Raw genomic sequence first — 25,260 nt, forward strand, 5'->3', positions numbered from 1 at the left:
AAACCTAGACAGTATCCCAAATAAAGCCTTCAAAAAAAAATAATCATCTTTTTAAAGCGCACTTAGCCCAGTTTGTTGTTCAACTTGCTCAATTTTATTTGGGTCAATACCTTTTTGGTATACAATGGAAAATCGGCATTCAAGATCCAACCAAAATATCCAGGTTCATTTTCCAAAACAGCATGTACTTTTTTACCTTTATGCTTACCAAAGGAGAAAATCTCCTCCCCTTCTTCATCCAATACAATAAACCCGGCAAAATCTACCGATTGTTTTCTCGTTGTAAATTCCGATAACTTTTTAATATTGTTTTCCAATTCAGGATAACGGTCCAATTGTGACAAGAGCACTTCATAGGTAGCCAAGGTATCCGCCTCCGCACTATGGGCATCTACAAGACTTTTGTCGCAATAAAATTTATAGGCCGCCTCCAAGGTTCTTTTCTCCATTTTATGAAAAATGGTCTGCACATCCACAGAAACGGTATTCTTCATATCAAAATCTATTTCGGCCCTGAGCATTTCCTCTGCCAAAAGCGGAATATCAAATCGATCTGAATTGTAGCCTCCCAAATCACTATCCTTAATCATTTTGTAAATATCCTTGGAAAGCTGTTTAAATGTAGGTTCATTGGCTACTTTCTCGTTAGAAATGCCATGGATAGCGACCACTTGCGGAGGGATTTCCATTTCAGGATTAACCAACCATGTTTTACTCTCCTTATTCCCATTTGGATAGACTTTTAGAATAGCTATTTCCACTATTCTATCTTTGGCAACATTAGTACCCGTAGTCTCCAAATCGAAAAAACAAATTGGCCTTGTAAGCTTTAATTGCATGTTGTAGGTTCTTTATGCAAATATAGTTTTTACAAAGGTTATGGCTAAAAATAGACCCATAAAATCTTGAAAATCCTTTTAAGGGCAAAGAACTCCATATATATTCATAAAACTTGGATGTGTAGACTCCAGACCAATGCCAGTGCACTATAAAACCAAGCCAAAACCAAAATCCACAAGAGGATTCAATGCAATAGCAAAGATTTACTAAATCTCCCTATTTACGTCCCAAGCCTCCAGGTAATCGGCCACGGCCTTCACGAACATGCCGCCCAAGGCCCCGTTCACTACCCTGTGATCATAACTATGGGACAAATACATTTTACTTCTGATGGCGATAAAATCGCCTTCTTTGGTCTCTACTACGGCGGGCATTTTACGTATAGCGCCCAAAGCCAAGATACCCACTTGGGGCTGATTGATAATCGGCGTACCAAAAACACTGCCAAAAGTACCCACATTGGTTACGGTATAGGTACCATCCTTTACCTCATCTGGTTTTAAGGCATTGTTTCTGGCCCTTTTGGCCAAATCGTTGACCGCCTTTGCCATGCCCACCAAGTTCAACTGATCGGCATTTTTAATCACTGGAACAATCAAATTGCCATCGGCCAAGGCCGCGGCCATACCTATATTTATGTTCTTTTTCTTTATTATGGTATCCCCGTCCAAGGATATATTGACCATAGGATACTTTTTTAAGGCAATGGCCACCGCCTCCATAAAAATAGGGGTAAAGGTAAGTTTCTCACCTTCCCTTTTTTCAAAGGCATCCTTGACCTTATTCCTCCAATTGACCACGTTGGTCACATCTACCTCTACAAAACTTTGTACGTGTGCCGAGGTAGCCACGCTTGCGCTCATATGCTGAACTATCAATTTACCCATACGGGTCAACGGAATATGCTCGTCCCCGTTACTGGGCTGTTCCTTCTCCAAAGCCGGTTTAACCACGTCTTGTTTTGGCTCCTCTTTTTTAACAGGAACAGACTTGGCTACTTGCTCCACTTTTTCTACCGAAGGGATTACAATATCTTCCTTTTTTTCTTCAAAAGCTTGTCTTCCGCTTTCTTTTCCCGAAGCAATATAATCCAATATATCATTTTTGGTCACCCTACCTTCACTTCCAGTACCTTTTATGGCATCCAACTCTGACAAGGTAATACCTTCCTGCTTTGCTATATTTTTTACCAAGGGAGAATAGAACCTATCGGCCCCACTATAATCCATTACCGGAGCGGCAACGCTTTCCTTGGCACTCAACATCCCAACTTCCAATTCCTCGACCGCTTTGTTAGGAGCATCATCCCCTACAGAAGCATCAGCACTTTCCTGATCATGATCGGATTCAAGATCACTTCCGTTGAGCTCTATTATGGCTACGGTCTGCCCAACCTTAACAACATCATCAACATTGAATAATTTCTCAACCAAAATGCCATCTACCTCGCTAGGAACTTCTGAATCTACCTTATCCGTAGCAATTTCAAAAACAGCTTCATCCATTTCTATGGTATCGCCAACTTCCTTCAGCCATGAGGTAAGTGTTGCCTCTGCAACACTCTCTCCCATTTGTGGTAACTTTAGCTCAAATTTTGACATATCCTTATTTAATACACTTGTAATGATTAATAATTTGCAAAACTAACAAATAAAAGAGCATATTTTTGCCTTTTATTCATGAATTTTAATTGCAACTCCTATACTTTTAACGAATTCTCGAACGGAATCCTATTAAGGATACTTCTTCCCAAAGTCACCTCATCTGCATATTCCAGTTCATCGCCTACCGCAATGCCCCTTGCTATGGTTGAAGTTGTTATACCCAACCCCTCTAGTTGTCGGTATATGTAGAAATTGGTAGTATCCCCTTCCATGGTAGAGCTTAATGCGAATATTAATTCCTTTATTTTCCCTTGTTTCGCTTTTTCGACCAAAGAGTGAATTGTCAAATCTTGTGGACCAACACCTTCCATTGGCGAAATTTTCCCGCCAAGGACGTGATACAATCCTAAAAACTGACCTGTATTCTCAATGGCCATCACATCCCGAATGTCTTCCACCACACAAACCAGACTTTCGTCCCTCCGCGGGTTTGAACAAATTTCACAAACCTCTACATCTGAAATATTATGGCAGCTTTTACAGAATTTGATATTGTCCTTTAAATTGATCAACGCATTGGCCAATCTGGCAGTTTGCTCCTTGGGCTGTTTCAAAAGGTGCAGGACCAACCTCAGCGCCGTGCGCTTACCAATACCCGGCAATTGAGACATCTCATAGACCGCATTTTCCAATAATTTAGATGAAAATTCCATATCCACAAAATTACAATTTTATACTATTAAATTGAGGCATTCACTCTAAAAGTAAATTACAAGAATTTAATAACCCTTATCGTTGTAACCTAAAAACAAATGGTATCCTTAGGAAACGATAGAGGAATCCTCTACCAAATGGTTATTGACCAATGGCCTTCCTGATCATTCCATTCGGTACTGTACTTCCTTTCCTTTCACCCCATCCCAATTACCGATTACCGAAACAAACAACCTTTCATCGAAAGCCAAGTTTTATGCAATCCAATTAGTTTTCACTTTCTAAATAGCCCCTCTAATTACGCTTTATCCCTCATTTAAAAAAGCTGCCACTTGAAACATATGTTACACCAAAGCGCATTACACACTGATTTACAATAAATTAAATACAACTACAGAAAAACTTATTTCACCATTGATACTCCCGCCTAAACTTTCCAAAACTTATGTCCCTTAAAAATCAATATTGATTTTCAGAAAATTAAGATAAAGTTATGAGCGGTATATTTTGATAATACAATAATTAACCCTTATTTTGCTCACGGCATAGTTCCCCCAGTCCTATCGCCGCAATGCAATTAACATTTATTGGCTTATTATCCAAAAGGAACGACACCCTTCTATTTGGTGTTAACACGCTACTATTTTGAAGTTAAAGTGTGTTAATACTTGTAATAAGGCTATAGAATATTCGTACCTTAAGAGGTACATAAAGAACTTGGTCATTGATAACGCTATATATTTATAGTTAATGGTTAGTGTTTAGTATAGTCTATCAATGAAAGAAACCCGGAACAAATGTTCCGGGTTTTGTTTTTTGTATAGTTTAATTTTTAATCCTTTACCACCTTAAAATAGCACTGCCCCAAGTAAAGCCACTTCCAAAGGCGGCCAGCACCACCAAATCGCCCGACTTAATTTTCCCCTGTTCCCAAGCTTCGGTCAACGCAATGGGTATAGAGGCTGCGGTTGTATTCCCATATTTCATAATATTATTGAATACCTGATCGTCCCTTAGACCAAACTTACCTTGAATATATTGGGATATCCTTAGATTGGCCTGATGGGGAACCAACATATCTATATCCTTAGCTTCTAGACCATTGGCTTTTAAACCCTCTTTTATTACCTCGCTAAAACGGACCACAGCGTTCTTAAAAACAAACGGACCGTTCATATAAGGCAAATAAGACTCGTCATTGGGGTCGTTATCCTCCAAAATATCGTTTACCCAACGCTTACCCATTCCAGGTGCTATAAGGGACAATTCTTCTGCATGTTGTCCTTCGGAATGCAAGTGGGTAGAAAGTATACCTTTTTTATTATCTTCCTCCCTACTGACAATTGCGGCTCCGGCACCATCACCAAAAATAACCGAAACCCCCCTACCCCTGGTAGTCATATCAAGTCCGTGGGAATGTAGTTCGGAACCGATCACCAAGACATTCTTATACATCCCTGTTTTTATATATTGATCCGCCACGGACAAGGCGTAAACAAATCCGGAACATTGATTACGTACATCCAGGGCACCAACCGTTTTAATATCCAAATCCCGTTGCACAAGCACCCCGGGGCCAGGAAAATAATAATCAGGACTCAATGTGGCAAAGATGATAAAATCGATATCATTTTTATCTATTCCAGACCGATCTATGGCAATTTTTGCCGCCTTCACCCCCATAGTGGTAGTGGTATCCCCGTCACCCTTAATAACATGCCGTCTTTCTTGAATACCGGTCCGCTCCTGAATCCAAGCATCATTGGTGTCCATTATTTTCGACAAATCATCGTTGGTAACCACATTTTCAGGTACATAGTAACCCAGACCAATTATTTTTGAATTGAACATTTGTTGGAAAATTAAGATTTCGGGAAGACCCTGCTTCCTACTTTTTCTATTATAAAGTCTAAAATATGAGAAATAAATTTAGTTACATCCAATTTAAACAAAAATATACATCAATATGATGATTTTGGTCATAGCGCCAATGGAGTAATTTCAATACACACAATGACATAAAAAGTATTTTAATTCCAATAAAAAATGTCAGTTTGTCACATCCTCCGATTATGGTATTTTTTTTGACAGTGTTTAGTCGTTAAACCAAAAAATAATAGAAGTATGGCCACAGGCAAGATTAATGTTTCCGTAGAGAACATATTTCCGCTCATAAAAAAATTCCTTTACAGCGACCATGAAATATTTTTACGGGAGCTTATTTCAAACGCAACCGATGCAACTTTAAAATTAAAACACCTTACCACTATAGGAGAGGCCAAGGTGGAATATGGAAACCCACTTATTGAGGTTAAGATCGATAAGGAAGGAAAGAAAATTCATATCATTGATCAAGGTGTTGGTATGACCGAGGAGGAAGTACAGAAATACATCAATGAAATTGCATTTTCCGGGGCCGAAGAATTCTTGGATAAATACAAAGATTCTGCCAAAGACTCAGGAATCATTGGTCATTTTGGACTAGGATTCTATTCTGCGTTCATGGTAGCATCCAAAGTAGAAATCATTACCAAGAGTTACAAAGACGAACCTGCAGCGCATTGGACCTGTGATGGATCGCCCAATTTTACCCTAAAAAAGGCCAAGAAAACTACCCGTGGTACGGAAATAATTCTCCACGTAGCAGAGGATTCCACAGAATTTTTGGAAGAAGGCAAAATTGGCACCTTACTTAGAAAGTATAACAAATTTATGCCTATCCCCATTAAGTTCGGGACTACAACGGAGACACTTCCAAAACCGGAAGGAGCCAAAGAAGAAGATCCTGCTCCAACAAAGGAGGTAGACAACATAATCAACAATCCCAATCCAGCTTGGACCAAGCAGCCAACGGATTTAACGGATGAGGATTACAAAGGATTCTACAGGGAACTGTACCCAATGCAATTTGAGGAGCCTTTGTTCCACATACACTTAAATGTGGATTATCCTTTTAATCTGACCGGGATTTTGTATTTCCCAAAATTGACCAATGATTTAAATACCCAAAAGGATAGGATTCAATTATACCAAAATCAGGTTTTTGTTACGGACAACGTTGAAGGAATCGTACCAGAGTTTTTGACCATGCTTAGAGGGGTTATAGATTCTCCGGATATTCCGTTGAACGTTAGTAGATCATATTTACAGGCCGATGGAGCGGTTAAAAAAATATCTACCTATATTACCCGTAAAGTGGCCGATAAATTAAACTCTTTATTTAAAAATAATAGAGCAGACTTTGAAGCAAAGTGGAACGATATCAAAATCGTAATTGAATATGGGATGCTTTCCGAGGATAAATTCTTTGAAAAAGCGGACAAATTTGCCTTGTACCCTACTGTAGATGGTGCCTATTATACCTTTGAGGAATTACAGGAAAAATTAAAGCCCAATCAAACGGACAAGGACGAGAAATTAGTAATCCTTTATGCCTCCAACAAGGAAGAACAGCACAGTTATATTGAGGCTGCCACGGCCAAAGGATATGAGGTTCTATTATTAGACTCCCCAATAGTATCGCACCTAATGCAAAAACTGGAAACCTCCAAGGAGAAAATTTCCTTTGCACGAGTAGACGCCGATCATTTGGACAATCTCATCAAAAAGGAGGACACCCAAATATCCAAGCTGTCCGATGAAGAAAAAGAAGCCTTAAAAACAGATATCGAAACTGCCATCAATAATAAAAGCTATACCGTTCAATTGGAAGCCATGGATAGTAGCTCCTCTCCGTTCATCATAACAGAGCCAGAGTTTATGAGGCGGATGAAAGAAATGCAGCAAACAGGCGGTGGCGGAATGTTCGGCATGGGAAATATGCCGGAAATGTATAATTTGGTTGTGAACACCAACCATGAATTGGTTTCTGAAATTTTAAACACCAAAACTGCCAAAAAGAAAGAGCGACTTATTAACCAATCCCTCGATTTGGCACGTTTATCCAAAGGACTGTTGAAAGGCGAAGAACTTACCAAGTTCATTAAGAGAAGTTATGAAATGGTGAAGTAAACATTTTCAACAATAATTATAAAAAGCTGAATTGCCTAGTGTAATTCAGCTTTTTTTATTTATACCTTTACCAAATGGTCTACCCTTGGCATCTTTACCTTTTAGCGTTTATTTATATTTTGGCAGGAATAATGCATTTTATAGTTCCCAAAGTCTATCTGAGAATAATGCCTAGATATTTGCCCAATCATAGACTCCTGGTTTCCCTTAGTGGCCTGGCGGAAATTCTTTTGGGTCTGGGACTGTGCTTACCTGCTACTAAAAACATTGCCGTCATTGGCATCGTATTAATGCTTACCGTATTCCTATTGGTCCACTTTTATATGCTAAAGGGTGAAAAAGAGTCGGCAGGAATCCCAAAATGGATCCTAATTCTTAGAATCCCACTTCAATTTGTCCTAATGTACTGGGCCTATTTATATTTAGTGCTTTAGTTTTAACCTTATATCAAAGGAGCCATTGTGTAATTGCGAAACCTTATGACTGATACTTTTCGCTAAAAAATTGTAATTAACCAATTGGCCAGCCAAGAATTTGCTTTAAATTTTAATATTGACGCCATAGCCATCTATATTAGGGGGATTTCTATCTTTATAATATGAAAATCATCTCCACAAATATTGGAAAAGCCACCACCTTTCTATGGAATGGAAAGGAGGAGCAAACAGGGATATTTAAATATCCAACGGTCGAACCTCTTTTTCTAGGTAAAATGGATGTTCTTAAAGATACCGTTATAGATAGGGAACATCATGCCGGGTTAAACAAAGCCTGTTACCTATTTTCAGCAGACCACTATCCGTATTGGAAAGGTATGTATCCTGAGTTAAATTGGGACTGGGGAATGTTCGGAGAAAATCTTACCGTAAAAGGTCTGAACGAATCCGAAATGAGAATTGGCGATATCTATAAGATTGGAAGCGTTGTGGTTCAAGTCTCACAGCCTAGGGAACCCTGTTACAAGCTTGGCGTACGTTTTGGCAATGCCAAAATATTAAAGGAATTTATAGATCATGGTTATTCCGGAACCTACGTTCGTATATTGGAGGAAGGCCAGGTAAAAAACGGAGATATGCTTAGCTTGTTGGAAAAATCCAATAATACCCTGACCGTAAAAGAATGCTTTCAAATTATTCTTGCCAAGGAAAAAGATCCCATACTACTTCAAAAAGCGATCGATAACCCTTCGCTACCTGAATACAAAAGGAATCGACTAAAAAAATATGTATGACAAGAAATTAAAATAGGGGCCCGTTGGCCCCTATTTTTCAATGTAATTATACTTACTCTTTTATAAATTATTTCACCGAAATGGTTTCATAATAAGTGGTAGTACCTTCACTAACAGATATGGTATAGTCATCTTTTACGGCATTGGTGAAGTTAAAAACCTTACCTACAACCAAATCCTTATCAAATTTCTGGGTAAAGACAATCCTGTTGGAGCTATCCACAACATTAACAACTACAGGACTTAGCTTTTGGTTCAAATAATTCAAATAAAGAACATCCCCGTTTTTTCTAAAGAATGGCTTTGTAATTTCGTCACGTGCAATAACGTTTACTTCAGAATCCTCTACACTTATAGTGAACTCCACAGTCCTAGTAAGACTTTCCATTTTTAAAAAGTAAAGTCCTTCTTCCAATTTGGACAAATCGAACTTTTTGGTATAATCTTCGTCTTCCTTAATATTCTCCATGAATATTTGATGCTTCTCGGTATCGGTCAAAGTCAATGTAGAAGATTCAGTTTGCTTATTTAATTTAAGAACCAATCTTTTTGCTTCTTTAACTGTTGTCAAGTACATTCCTGGGTCGTTGGCCATAGCTATAGTACTACTAAGTAATAAGGCTGCCACTGCTGTTAATTTTAAAACTGCTTTCATAACATTTAGGATTTAATATTAATAAATCATTTATATGGCAAATGTAGACCAGGAATCCCCTTCCCACTACTCCAGAATTCTCCAGTTTCTATTCTATTTTACCATCTTGATATATTAAATAATTGTTAAGGGGTTAATTTTAAACATATTTAGGTTAATTTTGCACAGAATTGTCCAAAATAGCTGTATTATCTTTACTTAACCTAATGAAATTAACTTATGATACCTAAACCTACATTTGAGGTCATAGAACCAGATTTCGGCCATTCTTATACCTATCAACAGTTTGATGAACACAACCCTAATAAAATAGGGGTTTGGCACTATCACCCTGAAATTGAGCTGGTTTATGTTAATGGCGGATCTGGAAAGCGACAAATTGGAAGCCATGTTTCCTATTATACGGATGGCGACCTTATTCTGATTGGATCCAACCTACCGCACTGTGGATTTACAGATGTGCTTACTGGCAACAAAAGTGAAAGTGTGGTACAAATGAAGCAGGATTTTTTAGGCAACGATTTTTTCAACATTCCGGAAATGAGAAAAATTCAAAGCCTTTTTCAAATTGCCAGTGGAGGTGTGGCCTTCACAGGGAGTACCAAGAAAAAAATTGGCGAAAAAATCGAAATCATGGAGTATCAAACAGATTTCCAACGTCTGTTGTCCATTCTAAATATCTTAAATGAACTGGGGAACTCAAAGGAATATCAAGTATTGAATGCCCAAGGTTTTTCGCTTCAAACAGAAGTGAAGGATAATGACAGGATAAATATTGTCTTCAATTACGTAAAAACAAATTTTAAGGAGGAAATTACTTTAGAAGAGATTGCCGACTTGGTGAGTATGACCGTACCGTCGTTCTGTAGATACTTTAAGAAAATAACAAATAAGACTTTTGTGCAGTTCGTTAATGAGTGCAGATTGGTACATGCCTCAAAATTATTGGCAGAAAAGCCAATAAGTATAACAGAGGTATGTTTTGAAAGTGGGTTTAACAATTTCTCACATTTCAACAAGTCCTTTAAAGCGTTTACAGGTCAGAATCCGTCCGAATACAGAAACGAACTAAAAAGTGTACTTCAGTCTTGAAGCCGTTGTTTTCAAAAAACATAGCGCTACAACTCCCGGATAGTGATATTGTCTATTATCCCAATTTTCTAGGAGCTAAAGAAGCGGATCACTATTTTAAGTCAATTAATGCCACCACCCCTTGGCAACAGGATGACATTACCGTATTTGGCAAAACATACCCCCAGCCAAGGTTAACCGCCTTATTCGGAGAAAATAGCAACCCCTATTCCTATTCCAATATTACCATGCACCCCCATGCGTTTACAGCCGAGTTGCTGGAATTGAGAAATAAACTGCAAATGGAAATTGGTGTACACTTTACAAGTTGTTTATTAAATCTGTATAGAAATGGCAAGGATAGCAATGGTTGGCATGCAGATGATGAGAAAGCGTTGGGCAAAAACCCCATAATTGCATCCATAAGCCTTGGACAAGAACGCTACTTTCACTTAAAGCATAAATTGAAAAAGGACTTAAAACAAAAATTGTTATTGGAACACGGGAGTTTGCTGCTTATGAAAGGTGAAACCCAGCATTGTTGGTATCACCAAATTCCTAAAACCTCCAAAACCATTCAGGAAAGGATCAATATTACCTTTAGGGTCATTAAATAAAAAAATCGGTTGCGAAAACCGATTTTTTTATGCCTTTGTTATTTCCGTTGGATACTGCCCCTAACCCATCAGGCATTTAAGTTAGTCTCCTCACACCCAACTTCAATAACTATAACTCAACAACTTTGCCAATTCATATAAAAATTGGACAAAAGTTATGTTTTTTTCGACAATAGGCCTAATTGATGAAAAGCTCTATAAACTACTGACCTTAAGCAACCTATAACTTAAATTAAAATAAATTACCAGGTTTCTTCCTTAGTAGTTTGGTCCGGCTTCTTGTCAATAGTGATTACATGAATTCCTTATGAAAAAAGTTCGTTCAAAACCTTGGCCAAGCGCAAACCGCCTTTTTGTAGTTGTTTCTCCAGGGTAGTCCAGTATTTATAACCATAGGCATAGCCCAATTTTTCACCCACCTGGACCGAACCATAAAGTTCATTGGCTATTTCCTGGGACTCCTCCACCCAATCATAAATATTACCCTGCTGTATATTTTTAATTTGACCTTTGGTCAGCTCCGGTAAATTATTTGCCAATTCCGAATAACTCATACCATAGTCATCTATCATATTGGAGTCCCACAATCTATGAAGATTGGTGCCTTTTCCAAACCATTGCACTTGGATATCATTGCCCCCTTTATCCTCTAACCTGCCCACATGCATTGGTTGGTGCAGGTCCCCTATTAAATGGACCAACATTTTTAAGTAAAATACTTTATCCTCTGCCTTACTATTCTTGTCCTTGACTATTTCCAAACACTTTTCTATACCTATAATTATATCCCCTTCTTCACTAGGTGCAACCTCTGTGTATTTTTTATCGGCCGGATAATTTACATAATGCCATGGGCCATATTTGGAAAAGCTACGATCTGCCTTTATTTCATCGGCATAATTTGAAACCAAAGCCAGACTTTGCCCATTCAATAGTTTCTTTAAGGCCTTTTTGGTCCGTCCTGTCAAAAATTGCTGAGCAACCTCCCCTATGGTTCTGTGTCCGGTCTTGGACCATTCCATATCATTACCAAAGCCTAACTGAAAAATAAGAAGGCATAGTACCGTAATTCTTTTCATTTAATTATATGTTGATTGTTCTTAAATACCAAACCTGACCAAATCTAGCCATTATTTATAAATTGGATAATATCCCTTTAAAAAATATTTAAGGAATTCAATAAATCCATGTCTTGATGGTGCTCAAAAATAATGAATTGAAGTATAACTAATTGTTAAGAAGTTAATCCGTTTGATTTTTTAATTTAACCTTGCAGTTCTTAATTGTAATAGAAGATGTTGAAGAATATAAAAAATCCCTTTCTAAGGATTGGAACAATTGCTTTGGTTGTAATTGGCGGCTCCATCCTTCTAATGGTGCTGAGTGTTTATTTGGGTGTTTGGGGAAAACTTCCCAGCAAGCAGGAGCTTTCCGACTTCAAATACCAAAGAGCATCTGAGGTCTATTCCGCAGACAGTGTGCTTATAGGTAAGTATTTTTTGTTTGACAGGCAGCCCATACAATATGAGGAAGTTCCCAAAAATTTAATAGAGGCCCTGGTGGCTATTGAGGATGAACGCTTTTATGATCATTCCGGAATAGATTATAAGAGTCTTTTCCGTGTGGCATTTAAAACCATACTCATGCAAGATCAATCGGCAGGTGGTGGTAGCACCATTAGCCAACAGCTTGCCAAGAATTTATATCCCAGGGAAAAATCCGGAAAATTTAATCTGGCCATATCTAAATTTAAGGAAATGATAATAGCCTCCAGATTGGAAGCCATGTACTCCAAAGAAGACATTCTTATGCTTTATTTGAATACTGTTTCCTTTGGCGACAACACTTTTGGAATAGAAAGTGCTTCTTTAAAGTTTTTCAATAAATCGGCAAAGAAACTTGAACTCCAAGAAAGTGCAATTCTTGTAGGCATGTTAAAGGCAACTTACGGTTATAATCCCCGCGTTCTTCCAAAAAACAGCGTCAACAGGCGTAATTTGGTTTTACAGTCCATGTCTTCCAATGATTTTATATCGCAAAAAGAAGCAGATAGCCTTAAACTACTTCCATTACAACTAGATTACAGGGACTACGACTACAGTGAGGGCATAGCTCCCTATTTTAGGGAAGAGGTTAGAAAGCAAATGCTTAATTGGACCAAAGAGCAAAGGGAAAAGGGTTTGGATTATAACATATATACTTCAGGCCTTAAAATTTACACCACATTGGATTCCAAGATGCAAATGTTGGCCGAAGAAGCAATGGGTCAGCATATGAAAGTCCTTCAAAATAGTTTTGAAAAAAGTTACGGCAAGCGAGCACCTTGGATAAGGGACAAAAAGCTCATTGACAAAGTCATACAGAATTCAGGCCCCTACAAAAAATGGAAAAAGGCAGGACTTAGCGAAAAGGAGATAATGGATTCCATGAACTTAAAAAAAGAAATGCGATTGAAGGACTGGAATCAAGATGAGATGCGCTCTGCCAGTACTATTGATAGTTTATTGCACTATCTTAAATTCTTAAATACCGGATCCCTATCCCTGGATCCCAAAACGGGTGCCGTTAAAACGTGGCTGGGCGGAATTAATTTTAAACATTTTAAGTACGATCATATTTCACAAAGCAAACGTCAGGTAGGCTCTGCCTTTAAGCCCATTGTCTATACCGCTGCCCTAGAAAAAGGCATATCTCCCTGCACCTACTTTTCGGCCCAGGAGGTGGCCTATGAAAATATGGAAGGTTGGTCTCCCAGTAATTCTGGAAACAAGGACGAGGCATACCTAAATTACTCCATGGAAGAGGCCCTAAGCAAATCTGTAAATACCGTAGCGGTAAAGGTATTGGAAAAAACAGGCATTCCGAATGTAATAGAGCAGGCACAGAAAATGGGTATTGAAACATCCTTACCGGCATTACCCTCATTGGCATTGGGCACAGCAGAGATCAAGATCAATGAACTGGCAGGTGCCTATGCCAGTTATTTGAACCACGGGAAATCTGTGACGCCATTTTTAATTCACCAAATTACCAATGAAAAGGACTCTATAATTGAGACATTTAAACCAGTGGTAGCTGAAAATAGGGCCTTTTCCGAAGAAACAGGGCATATTATGCTGGAGATGATGAAGGCCACCGTAAATAGTGGTACTGCCGCCCGAATTCGTTCTACATATGGCATTAAGAACGACATTGCCGGTAAAACCGGAACCACACAAAACAACAAGGATGCCTGGTTTGTAGCTTTGACCCCAAAACTACTTAACATAACCTGGGTAGGTTTGGACAACCATGAAATTGGCTTTAGCAGCACCAGCTTAGGCCAAGGGGCCAATGCGGCATTGCCCATTTTTGCGCTGTGGTTGCAAAAGTTAAATGCGGACAAATCCTTTGACCCCATTACCAAAGCCAAATTTCCCAATCCCAGTTCGGCTGTGATGAGCAATCTGGATTGCGATCCGGTAAAAAGGGATGGATTTTTTAAAAGGCTTTTCAAGAATCCCAAAAAAAAGAAAACAAAAGATTTTAAAACTGGTAATACAAAGACTTAAGCGCTCAAGATTTATTTAGTGCCAAAATGTTGGTGGTTAATAATTTATTTATATATTTATGATATCATTTTAATATCATTATAAATCAATCGACCATGAAACAAGAAAAAAACATTATCCCCACCAATGGCTATATAATGCTACTGGTATTATTAGGGCTCTTCATTTTAGCCATTGTGCTAGTAGTTGGTGGTGTACCGCTGGCGTTACCAATCTTCTTCATATGTATTATATCATTACGTGGGTTTGTTTTGGTAAATCCAAACGGATCCAGGGTGCTACTTCTCTTTGGGAAGTATATGGGCACCATTAAAAAAAATGGCCTTTACTGGGTCAATCCCTTTTATAGCAAAAATAAAATTTCCCTGAGGGCCAGTAATTTTGATAGTGAGCGACTCAAGGTAAATGACAAACTGGGAAACCCAATCATGATCAGTACTATTTTAGTTTGGAGGGTAACCGATACTTATAAGGCAGCTTTTGATGTGGACGACTACAAGAATTTCGTCCGTGTACAAACAGATGCCGCTGTACGCAAATTGGCCAGTATGTATCCTTATGACAATTTTGCGGATGAGGGCCATACGGAGGATATTACCTTACGATCCAGTGTTAATGAAGTAAGCGAGGCCTTGGAAAAGGAGGTTCAGGAAAGATTGGCCATGGCAGGCATAGAAGTACTGGAGGCTAGAATTGGGTATTTGGCCTATGCCCAAGAAATTGCCAATGCCATGTTAAAAAGGCAACAGGCCACGGCGATTGTAGCTGCAAGACACAAAATAGTGGAAGGTGCGGTAAGTATGGTAGAAATGGCGCTTGATCAATTAGGGAAGAAGGGAATCATTGACTTGGACGAGGAACGAAAAGCAGCTATGGTAAGCAATCTTATGGTAGTCCTCTGCTCGGATAAGGATGCATCGCCCATTGTCAATGCCGGGACACTTAACCATTAACTTTATTAAGGTAATATTATACAGCTGCTATATTCCAAGTTTTATGATCAACATACCGATGGCTATCTTTGGCAATAGACCTATGTCCCCTTATCTTTGCCGATAAATAGTGCAGAACCTAATCAAAAAAAAAATCAAAGTATACCATTGGATTCCAAGTTTGAAAATGAACCGAACACCTTGGCCAAGGAATTTTGAAGAGTGACATAAATCTTTCAGGTACCTCTTTAAAATTTATAAAATAATTTTGAAAGGGGTAAAAACCGATCATATGAGTAAAAAGAAAGCTTTTGCATTGCGATTAAATGAAGATATGCTGAAAGCCATTGAGAAATGGGCCTCGGACGAATTTCGCAGTGTAAATGGCCAAATAGAATGGATGTTGATGAAGGAACTAAAAGAGGCCAAACGTGCCCCCAAACAAAAGGAGGATTAATTTTTGAACCTTCTATAGACTGGTTAGACAAGTGCCCTTAAATCCACTCTTTTACCTATTTTACGCGTTAACCATATCTTTGTCCACAAATTAATTCCAAAAAACTAAACCCAATTCCACATTATGGATTTCAAAATTTTATGTTCCGATTTGGATGGCACCTTATTGACCTATAAGGATAATGTCTCCGATTTTACAATTTCGGAAATTAAAAGAATAAAGGATTATTTAAGAATTATACTGGTATCGGCCAGAATGCCGCAGTCCATGACCTATATTCAAAAAAACCTAGGCATAGAAAACGAACCCATTATATGTTACAATGGGGCGTTGGTACTACACGGTACAAAAGAATTGTTCTCCACCTTCATCCATATAGACCAAATAGCCTCCATATATGATATGGCCAACAAGGTCGGAATTCAGCTGGGCCTTTATTCAAAAAGCGAATGGTATGTTGAAATGGACTCGGAGCGAGTACAAAAAGAAATAAAATATACCAAAACCCTTCCCTCCTTTAGGGACACCCAAGCCACCATTGGGGACTGGAGGGATAGAAAAATGGGAGCCCACAAAATTATGTTGATGGGAAACAAAGAAAATACAGACAATCTCTTCCCTATTCTTCAGGAAAATTTCAACCAAACCCTAAACCTGTATCGTTCCAATGATACCTTGATAGAAATCGCCCCGAAAACGGTTTCCAAATTGACCGCCATTAAACTCTTGCTGGAGGAACACGAAAGCTTAAAGGACGTTATTGCCTTTGGCGACAATTACAACGATATGGAAATGCTACAAAACGTAGGTCGCGGAATAGCGGTAGCCAATGCCCGTGATGAAGTAAAAAGTATAGCCCACGATCTTGCCTTAAAAAACTCTGAGGACGGTGTGGCCCACTATATAAAGCAGCATATTTTAATTTGATTATATTTGGCGACAACGAAAAGCCCAATTGAACTAATTTTTATATGAACGAACCAATTATTACCAATGATACCGTCGTATTTGGACTACTTGCCCTTTGTTTGGGATTTATATTTTACACCTCTTCCATAAAAACCGGCTTTTGGAGTAAATTTTATAATATTGTACCTGCCGTTCTAATGTGCTATGTACTGCCATCTATATTGGCCAGTAGCGGTCTAATATCGGACGAGACCTCCGGACTCTACTTTATGGCCAGTAGATACTTGCTACCTGCGGCACTGATCTTAATGACCCTTAGCATAGATCTGAAGGCCATAGCCAATTTGGGTTCAAAAGCATTGATCATGTTCCTTACCGGTTCCTTTGGGATTATTATAGGTGGGCCATTGGCCATTTTAATAATATCCATATTCTCTCCCGAAACCGTTGGTGGAAATGATTTTGATGCCATTTGGAGAGGGCTTGCCACTATTGCCGGTAGTTGGATAGGTGGGGGAGCCAACCAAGCTGCCATGCTCGAAATTTATCAATACAATCCCGACAAATATGGTGGAATGGTTTTGGTGGATATAGTGGTTGCCAACGTATGGATGGCCGTTATTTTGTTGGGCGTAGGAAAAACAAAAAAAATAGACCGATGGCTTAAGGCCGACACCTCTGCAATTGAAGAACTTAGAATAAAAGTTTCCCAGTTCACCGAAAAAATCACCAGGGTCCCCACATTAAAGGATTATATGATGATGCTGTTTTTTGCCTTCACGGGGGTTGGCATTGCCCACTTTTTTGGCGATTATATCAGTTCATATCTGACCAGCACCTTTGAAAGCGTAAGCGACAATAAAAGTTTTCTATCATTTTTAGGATCCAGTTTCTTTTGGATGGTAGTTCTGGCAACCGTTGTGGGGATAGTAATCTCCTTTACCAAAGCAAAGAACTATGAGGGTGCAGGGGCCAGTAAATTAGGCAGTGTATTTATCTATATCTTGGTGGCCACTATTGGTATGAAAATGGACTTGGGCAAGGTTTTTGAAAATCCAGGACTAATTGCCATAGGTTTTGTTTGGATCACGATTCACGCTGTTTTGCTTATTGTGGTGGCCAAACTGATCAAAGCCCCCTATTTCTTTCTTGCCGTGGGTAGTCAGGCCAACGTAGGAGGTGCTGCCTCTGCCCCTGTGGTAGCTGCGGAATTTCATCCATCCTTGACCTCGGTGGGTGTTTTACTGGCAGTTTTTGGTTATGTGGTGGGCACCGGCGGTGCCATTCTGTGTACAATTCTTATGGAAATTGCATCAAAAGTTTAAAATTCCATAAACTTTAATGATATTTGCGCTTCAAAAAAAATAATATGAAGAAAATTTTAATGGTCGCGGTACTGGCAATATTTATTAGCTCTTGTGGGGGCGGCAGTACTGAAAATACCATGACCGTTACCGGAAATGTAAAGGGGCTAAAAAAAGGCACCCTATACCTGCAGCACATTGCGGATACCATTTTGGTCACAGTTGATTCACTTGTCGTAGAGGGGGATGGTAATTTTTCCTTTACCACAGAACTGGAAAGCCCAGAGCTGTTCTACCTATACCTGGATAAGAAGGATAACAATAGCATCAATGACCGAATTACCTTCTTTGGGGAACCTGGAATAATAACCATTAATACCAATTGGAATACCTTCGACTTGAATGCCAAAATTGAAGGATCTAAAAGTAATGAGAAGCTAAAGGAATATCTGGAAGTAATGTCCAAGTTCAACACTAAGAATTTGGAATATGCAAGGTTGAGTATGGATCCCAAAACCCAAAGTGACTCCGTTGCTTTAGATTCACTTCAAGATCTAACCGATAAAAATGTTAAGAGAGGATACCTTTACGCCATTAATTTTGCGTTGAACAATGCAGATTCCTATGTAGCACCCTACATTGCCGTAAAGGAAGTTTCGGATGCCAACCTTAAATATTTGGATTCCATAAGCAATTCGCTCTCTGCTGATGTAGCCAATTCCAAATACGGTATGGAATTAAAAGAACATATTGAAAACCGCAGAAAAGATTCTGAACAATAAAAAAAGCATCCAAAATATGGATGCTTTTTTTAGATTTCTACTAAGGGAAATACTACCCTAATTTATTAAGTTGTTCAATTAGAGAACCTGCTTTGGTTTCCAATTCCGCTTTAACGGATTTTAAATGGGCCGGTCTGTTCTCTACTGACTTCTGGTTTACTTTCGCGATCAACTCGTCAAAGACCTCAATTGCATTATCTATTATTGCATTACCTTCTTTGGAATTTTGCTTATTTCCAGAAGCTTCCACTAAATACACCGCTTCAATAATATCTCCTAGAACGTAATTAATGTCTTTCTTTAAATCTCTTATACTTGCCATTGGTAAATTTTTTTTGCAAAAGTAATCATTTTCAGATAGTAACCTCCAAAAGTTTTGCACTCGTTGTAATTATATTTATTTTTTTGGACTGGGCAGGCACTAAAGTAGTTTCGCCCTTTTTTATGGATACCGATCCAAATTCGTTGGAAATAGTCGCCTTACCCCCTACACACATGTATATGGTGAACGAATCCCTTTTTTCAACATCCAACTCCAAGTCCTTGGTAAGCTCTAAAATGTTGGTATTGAAATAAGGACAGGAAACCATATTGTTTACACTGTCTTTTTTATCGGAATATGTTACCTTAAAATCATCTTTCTTAGTGTAATCTATGGCATCCAGGGCCAAATCGGTATGCAATTCCCGTAAATTTCCATTTTTGTCCCTTCTATTAAAATCGAAGACACGATAGGTAATATCGGAAGTCTGCTGAATCTCCGCAAGCAACACTCCAGCACCAATAGCGTGCATTTTACCAGTGTTTATAAAAAAAGTATCCCCTTCCTTTACACTTTCATAGTTCAACAAATCCAAAAGGGTATCCTCTTCAATACTCTTGGCATATTCTTCCTTGGTTACGTCCTTGTTAAAACCTACTATTAACTCCGCACCCTTATCGGCATCCATAATATACCACATTTCCGTTTTTCCAAAGGAATTGTGGCGTTTTTTGGCCAATTCATCGTTAGGATGCAATTGGATGGACAAATCCTGTTTGGCATCTATAAATTTGATAAGAATTGGAAACTCGGTCCCAAATCGGGCATAAACACTTTTACCCAATAGTGCTTCCGGATACTTGTTGATCAAGTCCTGCAAAGAAGCTCCCGATAAATCACCATTGGCTACCACTGAAACGTCCCCTTTCACTGCAGAAAGCTCCCAACTTTCACCTGTAATATCATTTTCAATGGGTTTATCCAAAACATCTTTTAATTTGGTACCGCCCCAAAGTCGTTCTTTAAGTATAGGATTGAATTTTAAAGGATATAAGTTCATGCTGATTGGTATTAGCTATTTATATTATATATTTTAATTTGACTGAATTGCTTAGAAGGAAGTTCCATATATTCTTCCTTTTTTTTGATTGATAATAATAAACCCCAACTATCCGGAATAGGTCACAAAATTTCTTGGCGTCTCGTAAAGTACCACCTCCAACTCGTTTGAAGCTTTAATAAAGGGCCGAAGCTGGTTCCAAATATAAACAACTATATTTTCCGCTGTAGGATTCACGGTCTTAAACCATTCCACCTCTACATTTAGGTTTTTATGGTCCAGTTGATTTTCTATTTTTTCTCTTATAAGCTCCTTTAAGTCTTTCATATCTATAACAAAGCCTGTTTCCTCATCTATTTCTCCGGTAACGCTGACAATGAGCTCATAATTGTGGCCATGAAAATTTGGATTGTTACATAAACCAAAAACACTATCATTTTTTTCATAACTCCATTCCGGTCTATACAACCTGTGAGCAGCGTTAAAATGAGCTTTTCTACTTACTTTAACTTTCATATGGCAGTATTGTATTGCGAAATATGATTGTAAAACTTATCGAAAATAATCTTGAACCAGGCCGTATATTTCTCAGGGGAGGTAAGCATATCCTGCTTTATTTCCGAAGGCTTCATCCATTTCCAAGAGGCCACTTCCTCTGGGTTTATGTGTGGTTCCCCATTGTAGTGCCCTATCATTACATGATCCAATTCATGTTCGGTAAGACCATTGTCAAAAGGCGCCTTATAGATAAAAGAAAACAACTCCTTCAATTCGGTCTCAAATCCCATCTCTTCCTTCAATCTTCTTTTCCCTGCCTGAATATTGGATTCTCCGTCCCGTTGATGACTACAACAGGTATTTGTCCACAAAAGGGGGGAATGATACTTATGACCTGCTCTTTGCTGAATCATTGTTTCCCCCTTATCATTCATAATAAAAACCGAAAATGCCCTATGGAGCAAAGCTTTTTCATGGGCTTCCATTTTGGGCATCAGACCAATTTGAACATCAAATTTATCAACAAGAATTACATTTTCCTCTTCCATTTTGTAAAAATAAAACCTTTCCCCAATAATAAGGGTTAAGTAGGTCATAAAAATTAAATAGTTTAAAGCCAAAGGATCTAATAAGCTATTCCTTAAAAAAAGATTGTGAGTGTTGGATTCTACCAATAATCCTATAGAAATATTTTCATTTTGCGATGTCATGAAAATTGGGATTAACCTTTAGACACAGGTAGCGCACGGTATCCGAATTGGTATATAATTATCGCATTAAGCACCGGAGGTAATTTTTAATTCCTCGAGGCCGAAATAGTAGCACTGGAATTTAAAAAAGTGTCATTAGGTCGGAGTGGGTAGATACCTCCTATTTCCCTGAACCTTTGGCTTGTGAATTACAGATGTCATCACCAACAAAATTCTGGATAGGCTTTTAGAAAAATCTGGGAGATTTTAAATTGCCAAGCTCCTTGATGAAGTCGTAGCGTAAAATAATCTCAAAGGATCCATCATTAAAAGTAGCCTGGCCCAGCTCAGTAGTTTCCTTGTCATAAGCCATTCCTATTAGGAACGAATTGGAGATATTAAAACCTACCATGGCACTTAATGCCGCATCCCATCTATAGGCCGCACCAACAATAAATTTGTCATTGAGCATAAAATTGGCCGAAACGTCTACTTGCAAAGGTGCACCTTGAATCACTTTGGTTAAAAGGGCGGGTTTAAATTTTAAATTGGTATTCAGGTCGAACACATATCCGGTTATCAAATATAAATTCATCTGTTCCTTGGCAGTGGACAAAGCTTCACCATCAAAATGTGTTGTCTGTAAAAATCTGGGAACGGACAAGCCTGCATAAAATTTCTCGGTGTGATAATAAATTCCGGCACCTATGTTAGGCGAAAATTTATTATTTATATCCTGTTGAAGTGTTGGATCCGGTCCTCCTGGGTTGGTATAATCTTGGTTAAGTTCTGAAAAACGTATGTCCAACATATGGGCACTGGCCTTTAAACCAAAACTTAATCTACCTTCTTGTGAAGTATAAACGGTGTATGAAAAATCTCCATCAAAATAAGTTTCCGAGGTGGGTCCAATTTTGTCGTTTACAATTGAAATACCCAAACCTACTCCCCTATAGCCAATGGGTGAGTGCAAATTTAATGTCTGTGTGGTTGGGGCTCCGTCCAAACCTACCCATTGCGATCTATGCAATGCTGCAATGCTGATATGTCCACGGGAACCTGCATAACCAGGATTAACACTTACGGTATTGTACATATACTGCGTATACTGTGCATCTTGTTGCGATTGTACCCTGTTACTTAACAACATGGCTATGGCAATTAAGCAGAATAACAGTTTATTGGAATCTAGTATATTCTTTATAAGATTTGGCATCTTTTATCTATTTATATAAATGTATCCTGTTAGGGTCGTCATCTTACCACCTGCCGAAGGACTATAGTCCAAAATGTAGAAATAAGTTCCTACCGGCAATTGATTATCCTGAGCAACGGTTACCCTACCTTCCGACGTACCGTCAAAATAATTGGAATCATTGTTATAGGCTTTGGTTGCAAAAACCAATACTCCCCAACGGTTATATATTTTGATGGTATTGTTTGGATAATTTTCAATTCCCCTAATGGTCAAGACATCATGAATGCCGTCATTATTAGGAGTAATTACGTTAAACACCTCCACGCCGTCATCCAATATGATCAAATCTGAATCCAGATAATTAGGAATACCATCATTATCAAAATCGTCGTTGGCATAATTTCCATCCCCGTTTTCGTCTTCATCAATGGTAAGTATTCCATCATCGTCATCGTCGTTGTCCCTAAAATCAACTTCATCGTCCCCATCGGTATTGGGCAGATCATTGAAAGGATCATTTATTTCATCGTTAACATCAATATCAATAGTTGTGCTGCCTTCATAACCATCATCAAGACCATCATTATCCTTATCCGAACCAATATAAACTACATCCGGAATACCGTCATGGTCGTGATCATGACCTTCAATACTGTCCGGAACATTATCGTTATCACTATCCTCGTCCAAGTAATCTGGTAAATTATCCCCGTCCGTGTCTATTGGGAACAAGCCTAGATTCCCATTGTTTTCATAGGCATCGTCCAAGCCATTGTTATTGGCATCCACTCCACTAGGCGGAATATACCCCTGGGTGGCTTGTGCTTCAACATTATCAGGAATACCGTCATTATCACTGTCGATATCCAAGTAATCCGGTATGCCATCACCATCGGAATCCGTTGGGTCTGTAGACGGATCATTGTCACCATCCATATTAAGATCTTCAAAACTGTCCAAAATTCCATCGTCATCACTGTCAATATCAACAATGCCAAGTGGATTCACCAATATATTGACGGTGGCCGTGCTACAATTTGATTGATCATCACATATGATGTACGTAAAAAGATCGCTGCCCACAAAACCACTATTGGGAGTATATGTAACCGTATCATCCCTAAGGTCATTAGGTGTACCATTGTTATTAACTACTACATTGCCATTGGACGGACTAGTAGTCGTTATGGTTCCCAGGATAGGGATATCATTGTCGTTCACCAAGATATCTATATCCACAGGCATATTCTCCAAGGTAGCCACAGAATCGTCGAAAGCATCAACAATAGGAAGTACGTCCACATTTACAGTAGCTGTACTACAATCTCCCAAGGAATTACAAATGGTATAGGTAAATGTACTTGGACCATTGTAATTGGGGTTTGGGACAAAAGTTATAATGTCATCCGATGGATTATTTGGTGTGCCATTATCATCAATAAGGACATTACCGTTAAACGGATTTGAAGTAGTCAAAATACCCGAAGTTGGCAAATTGCTATCATTATCAAAAATTGGTACTATAACCGATGAATCTTCATTAACCGTAATAAAATCGTCCACCAAAACACTGGACTGCTGTAAACAAACCACGGTAAAATTGGGTAAATCAAAAGAGTTCCCTGCTTTGGTTACGGTAGCGGTATAGCGCACCACACTCTGTGTAGCAATCACCGTAGGCCTTAGTTGATCCCCACCAACTGCCGGTGACCAACTAATGGCAGCGCTGGCGCCCACATTATTGGATATATCCATCGTTACCTCATTATCCGGGCTCTTACAATCGGTTACTATAAAATAACCAGTAGCATTTGATCCACATAGAGTTCCGTCATATGTTGCAAAATAAATCCCGGAGGATGTTACCTCGTAAAAAAAATCGGTACCCAAAACCGTGGAAGTATCGGAAGCCTCGTACCATTTGTAATTATGTTCATCGGTACTGTTGGGTGCCTGCAACAAAAATTGTGCATTGACCCTATTGGCACCAAAGAATATGGTTACAAGGGTAACAAAAAGAAATCTATATATGTGTTTTGGTTTCAAACTCTTGTTGTACCTAATCGGTTTATAAAATCTATTTCACTACAAATACTACGTTGATAAGCGAATTATAATCTGTTGGCGTGGCTATAACATCATAGGTCATAACACCAAATTCGTCCACACTTACATTATTGAACACCGTATTGTCGTAATACGTAACATAGTAGTACAGCTCCGTATTGGCATATGTTGGTATAGCTCCTGGTGCCAAATTACTAGCTACCATTGGCGATCCAAACTGCGCTGTATATTGCGTATATAGATTAATTGTCCTACCCGTGCCCGTTGAAGAGACATCCACAGCGATGGAAGGCGGATAGAAAATATTAGGTCGTGTATTTGCAATAACATAAGGAGTAGCGCTGCTACCATTTCCTGTTACACTAATATCATTACCAGCCGTCACTATAGTCTCTGTTCCATCGGCCGTAGGCAGGGTAATAGTATTACCGCCAGTAATACTCAATTGATCGCCAGCAATACCCAATGTTTGATCATCCGTTGCAGGATCTCCTGCAGGACCAGTTGCTCCTGTTGGACCTTGTGACCCCGTAGCTCCTGTTGGACCCTGAGGACCTGCCGGACCTTGAGGACCTACAGCTCCGTCTATACCGTCAGATCCGGCCGGACCTGCTGGACCTTGGGCACCCGTTGGACCCTGAGCTCCAGTAGCACCTGTTGGGCCTTGAGCACCTGTTGGACCCTGGGCACCGGTTGCTCCTATTGGACCTTGCACTCCAGTGGCTCCTGTATCTCCTTTGGCTCCAGTTGGCCCCTGAGCACCTGTTGGACCCTGGGCTCCAGTAGCACCGGTTGGGCCTTGTGCACC

General features: G+C 39.0%; 23 protein-coding genes and 1 pseudogene. 11 read left to right on the forward strand and 13 right to left on the reverse strand.

The features are described from left to right. Nucleotides 1-62 precede the first annotated feature (62 nt). From B9Y87_RS20585 to B9Y87_RS20600, 4 genes are all read right to left on the reverse strand, one after another. On the reverse strand, nt 63-839 hold the full coding sequence (locus B9Y87_RS20585) for a 3'-5' exonuclease (protein ID WP_085500837.1): 777 nt from the start codon (nt 837-839) through the stop codon (nt 63-65). Between the two features lie 207 nt (nt 840-1,046). Next, the gene (locus B9Y87_RS20590; protein ID WP_085500838.1) at nt 1,047-2,441 is read right to left on the reverse strand and encodes a dihydrolipoamide acetyltransferase family protein; all 1,395 of its coding nucleotides are present in this window, start codon (nt 2,439-2,441) and stop codon (nt 1,047-1,049) included. Between the two features lie 98 nt (nt 2,442-2,539). After that, nucleotides 2,540-3,157, reverse strand: a complete 618-nt coding sequence (gene recR, locus B9Y87_RS20595; RefSeq protein ID WP_085500839.1) for a recombination mediator RecR — start codon at nt 3,155-3,157, stop codon at nt 2,540-2,542. Nucleotides 3,158-3,998: 841 nt separating this feature from the next. Beyond that, nucleotides 3,999-5,009, reverse strand: coding sequence for a 3-oxoacyl-ACP synthase III family protein (locus B9Y87_RS20600; protein WP_085500840.1), 1,011 nt, complete (start codon nt 5,007-5,009; stop codon nt 3,999-4,001). Nucleotides 5,010-5,282: 273 nt separating this feature from the next. Here B9Y87_RS20600 and htpG point away from each other — a divergent pair, with 273 nt between their 5' ends. From htpG to B9Y87_RS20615, 3 genes are all read left to right on the forward strand, one after another. Next, nucleotides 5,283-7,169 carry a molecular chaperone HtpG gene (gene htpG, locus B9Y87_RS20605; protein ID WP_085500841.1) on the forward strand — a complete coding sequence of 629 codons (1,887 nt, stop codon included), beginning with the start codon at nt 5,283-5,285 and terminating at the stop codon, nt 7,167-7,169. Between the two features lie 74 nt (nt 7,170-7,243). Then, a complete protein-coding gene (locus B9Y87_RS20610; RefSeq protein WP_085500842.1) occupies nt 7,244-7,603 on the forward strand; it encodes a DoxX family protein in 360 nt (119 codons plus the stop codon). Nucleotides 7,604-7,767: 164 nt separating this feature from the next. Continuing rightward, entirely contained in the window at nt 7,768-8,400 is a 633-nt protein-coding gene (locus B9Y87_RS20615; RefSeq protein WP_085500843.1) for an MOSC domain-containing protein, read from the forward strand. A 67-nt stretch (nt 8,401-8,467) separates the two neighbouring features. Here B9Y87_RS20615 and B9Y87_RS20620 read toward each other — a convergent pair whose 3' ends face one another. After that, nucleotides 8,468-9,055, reverse strand: a complete 588-nt coding sequence (locus B9Y87_RS20620) for a hypothetical protein (protein WP_085500844.1) — start codon at nt 9,053-9,055, stop codon at nt 8,468-8,470. A gap of 219 nt (nt 9,056-9,274) precedes the next feature. Here B9Y87_RS20620 and B9Y87_RS20625 point away from each other — a divergent pair, with 219 nt between their 5' ends. Then, entirely contained in the window at nt 9,275-10,147 is an 873-nt protein-coding gene (locus tag B9Y87_RS20625; RefSeq protein WP_085500845.1) for an AraC family transcriptional regulator, read from the forward strand. Further along, nucleotides 10,144-10,743 carry an alpha-ketoglutarate-dependent dioxygenase AlkB family protein gene (locus B9Y87_RS20630; protein WP_085500846.1) on the forward strand — a complete coding sequence of 200 codons (600 nt, stop codon included), beginning with the start codon at nt 10,144-10,146 and terminating at the stop codon, nt 10,741-10,743. Before B9Y87_RS20625 ends, B9Y87_RS20630 begins: the two co-directional genes overlap by 4 nt. A gap of 305 nt (nt 10,744-11,048) precedes the next feature. On the opposite strand, the gene B9Y87_RS20635 is transcribed toward B9Y87_RS20630, so the two are convergent. Continuing rightward, nucleotides 11,049-11,822, reverse strand: a complete 774-nt coding sequence (locus tag B9Y87_RS20635; RefSeq protein WP_085500847.1) for a S1/P1 nuclease — start codon at nt 11,820-11,822, stop codon at nt 11,049-11,051. Nucleotides 11,823-12,038: 216 nt separating this feature from the next. Between B9Y87_RS20635 and B9Y87_RS20640 the strand changes: the two genes are divergently transcribed. From B9Y87_RS20640 to B9Y87_RS20665, 6 genes are all read left to right on the forward strand, one after another. Then, nucleotides 12,039-14,294, forward strand: a complete 2,256-nt coding sequence (locus B9Y87_RS20640; RefSeq protein ID WP_085500848.1) for a penicillin-binding protein 1A — start codon at nt 12,039-12,041, stop codon at nt 14,292-14,294. 95 nt (nt 14,295-14,389) lie between these two features. Then, nucleotides 14,390-15,247 carry an SPFH domain-containing protein gene (locus tag B9Y87_RS20645; RefSeq protein ID WP_085500849.1) on the forward strand — a complete coding sequence of 286 codons (858 nt, stop codon included), beginning with the start codon at nt 14,390-14,392 and terminating at the stop codon, nt 15,245-15,247. Between the two features lie 271 nt (nt 15,248-15,518). Beyond that, nucleotides 15,519-15,683 carry a type II toxin-antitoxin system antitoxin gene (locus tag B9Y87_RS20650; RefSeq protein WP_072865552.1) on the forward strand — a complete coding sequence of 55 codons (165 nt, stop codon included), beginning with the start codon at nt 15,519-15,521 and terminating at the stop codon, nt 15,681-15,683. A 123-nt stretch (nt 15,684-15,806) separates the two neighbouring features. Beyond that, a complete protein-coding gene (locus B9Y87_RS20655) occupies nt 15,807-16,610 on the forward strand; it encodes a Cof-type HAD-IIB family hydrolase (RefSeq protein ID WP_085500850.1) in 804 nt (267 codons plus the stop codon). A gap of 44 nt (nt 16,611-16,654) precedes the next feature. Beyond that, complete coding sequence (locus B9Y87_RS20660) at nt 16,655-17,917, forward strand: DUF819 family protein (protein ID WP_085500851.1); 1,263 nt, start codon at nt 16,655-16,657, stop codon at nt 17,915-17,917. A 44-nt stretch (nt 17,918-17,961) separates the two neighbouring features. Then, entirely contained in the window at nt 17,962-18,678 is a 717-nt protein-coding gene (locus B9Y87_RS20665; protein ID WP_085500852.1) for a DUF4369 domain-containing protein, read from the forward strand. A 52-nt stretch (nt 18,679-18,730) separates the two neighbouring features. On the opposite strand, the gene B9Y87_RS20670 is transcribed toward B9Y87_RS20665, so the two are convergent. The 7 genes and pseudogenes from B9Y87_RS20670 to B9Y87_RS22405 all read right to left on the reverse strand — a co-directional run. Continuing rightward, entirely contained in the window at nt 18,731-19,000 is a 270-nt protein-coding gene (locus tag B9Y87_RS20670) for a hypothetical protein (protein WP_072865545.1), read from the reverse strand. A gap of 31 nt (nt 19,001-19,031) precedes the next feature. Beyond that, nucleotides 19,032-20,000 carry a type I phosphomannose isomerase catalytic subunit gene (locus tag B9Y87_RS20675; protein ID WP_085500853.1) on the reverse strand — a complete coding sequence of 323 codons (969 nt, stop codon included), beginning with the start codon at nt 19,998-20,000 and terminating at the stop codon, nt 19,032-19,034. A 108-nt stretch (nt 20,001-20,108) separates the two neighbouring features. Beyond that, nucleotides 20,109-20,516: a 6-pyruvoyl trahydropterin synthase family protein gene (locus B9Y87_RS20680; RefSeq protein WP_072865542.1), complete on the reverse strand. Its 408-nt coding sequence runs from the start codon at nt 20,514-20,516 to the stop codon at nt 20,109-20,111. Then, the gene (gene idi, locus B9Y87_RS20685) at nt 20,513-21,046 is read right to left on the reverse strand and encodes an isopentenyl-diphosphate Delta-isomerase (protein WP_139827303.1); all 534 of its coding nucleotides are present in this window, start codon (nt 21,044-21,046) and stop codon (nt 20,513-20,515) included. The genes B9Y87_RS20680 and idi overlap by 4 nt, the downstream gene beginning before the upstream one ends. Nucleotides 21,047-21,434: 388 nt before the next feature. Further along, complete coding sequence (locus B9Y87_RS20690) at nt 21,435-22,403, reverse strand: PorP/SprF family type IX secretion system membrane protein (RefSeq protein ID WP_085500855.1); 969 nt, start codon at nt 22,401-22,403, stop codon at nt 21,435-21,437. A 3-nt stretch (nt 22,404-22,406) separates the two neighbouring features. Further along, nucleotides 22,407-24,431: a T9SS type B sorting domain-containing protein gene (locus tag B9Y87_RS20695; RefSeq protein ID WP_085500856.1), complete on the reverse strand. Its 2,025-nt coding sequence runs from the start codon at nt 24,429-24,431 to the stop codon at nt 22,407-22,409. A 31-nt stretch (nt 24,432-24,462) separates the two neighbouring features. Beyond that, nucleotides 24,463-25,260: pseudogene (locus B9Y87_RS22405) on the reverse strand (collagen-like protein); the annotation flags it as partial.

The sequence above is a fragment of the Arenibacter troitsensis genome, assembly GCF_900177645.1.
GTDB classification, from domain to species: Bacteria; Bacteroidota; Bacteroidia; order Flavobacteriales; family Flavobacteriaceae; genus Arenibacter; species Arenibacter troitsensis.

Bases quoted from the DNA above. Each gene is read 5' to 3' on its own strand.
- B9Y87_RS20620 (WP_085500844.1), bottom strand. From the start codon at position 9,055: ATGAAAGCAGTTTTAAAATTAACAGCAGTGGCAGCCTTATTACTTAGT.
- B9Y87_RS20680 (WP_072865542.1), bottom strand. From the start codon at position 20,516: ATGAAAGTTAAAGTAAGTAGAAAAGCTCATTTTAACGCTGCTCACAGG.
- B9Y87_RS20675 (WP_085500853.1), bottom strand. From the start codon at position 20,000: ATGAACTTATATCCTTTAAAATTCAATCCTATACTTAAAGAACGACTT.
- B9Y87_RS20590 (WP_085500838.1), bottom strand. From the start codon at position 2,441: ATGTCAAAATTTGAGCTAAAGTTACCACAAATGGGAGAGAGTGTTGCA.
- B9Y87_RS20615 (WP_085500843.1), top strand. From the start codon at position 7,768: ATGAAAATCATCTCCACAAATATTGGAAAAGCCACCACCTTTCTATGG.
- B9Y87_RS20610 (WP_085500842.1), top strand. From the start codon at position 7,244: ATGGTCTACCCTTGGCATCTTTACCTTTTAGCGTTTATTTATATTTTG.
- B9Y87_RS20600 (WP_085500840.1), bottom strand. From the start codon at position 5,009: ATGTTCAATTCAAAAATAATTGGTCTGGGTTACTATGTACCTGAAAAT.
- B9Y87_RS20640 (WP_085500848.1), top strand. From the start codon at position 12,039: ATGTTGAAGAATATAAAAAATCCCTTTCTAAGGATTGGAACAATTGCT.
- B9Y87_RS20625 (WP_085500845.1), top strand. From the start codon at position 9,275: ATGATACCTAAACCTACATTTGAGGTCATAGAACCAGATTTCGGCCAT.
- htpG (WP_085500841.1), top strand. From the start codon at position 5,283: ATGGCCACAGGCAAGATTAATGTTTCCGTAGAGAACATATTTCCGCTC.
- recR (WP_085500839.1), bottom strand. From the start codon at position 3,157: ATGGAATTTTCATCTAAATTATTGGAAAATGCGGTCTATGAGATGTCT.
- B9Y87_RS20655 (WP_085500850.1), top strand. From the start codon at position 15,807: ATGGATTTCAAAATTTTATGTTCCGATTTGGATGGCACCTTATTGACC.
- B9Y87_RS20635 (WP_085500847.1), bottom strand. From the start codon at position 11,822: ATGAAAAGAATTACGGTACTATGCCTTCTTATTTTTCAGTTAGGCTTT.
- B9Y87_RS20665 (WP_085500852.1), top strand. From the start codon at position 17,962: ATGAAGAAAATTTTAATGGTCGCGGTACTGGCAATATTTATTAGCTCT.
- B9Y87_RS20660 (WP_085500851.1), top strand. From the start codon at position 16,655: ATGAACGAACCAATTATTACCAATGATACCGTCGTATTTGGACTACTT.
- B9Y87_RS20645 (WP_085500849.1), top strand. From the start codon at position 14,390: ATGAAACAAGAAAAAAACATTATCCCCACCAATGGCTATATAATGCTA.
- B9Y87_RS20585 (WP_085500837.1), bottom strand. From the start codon at position 839: ATGCAATTAAAGCTTACAAGGCCAATTTGTTTTTTCGATTTGGAGACT.
- B9Y87_RS20690 (WP_085500855.1), bottom strand. From the start codon at position 22,403: ATGCCAAATCTTATAAAGAATATACTAGATTCCAATAAACTGTTATTC.
- B9Y87_RS20670 (WP_072865545.1), bottom strand. From the start codon at position 19,000: ATGGCAAGTATAAGAGATTTAAAGAAAGACATTAATTACGTTCTAGGA.
- idi (WP_139827303.1), bottom strand. From the start codon at position 21,046: ATGGAAGAGGAAAATGTAATTCTTGTTGATAAATTTGATGTTCAAATT.
- B9Y87_RS20650 (WP_072865552.1), top strand. From the start codon at position 15,519: ATGAGTAAAAAGAAAGCTTTTGCATTGCGATTAAATGAAGATATGCTG.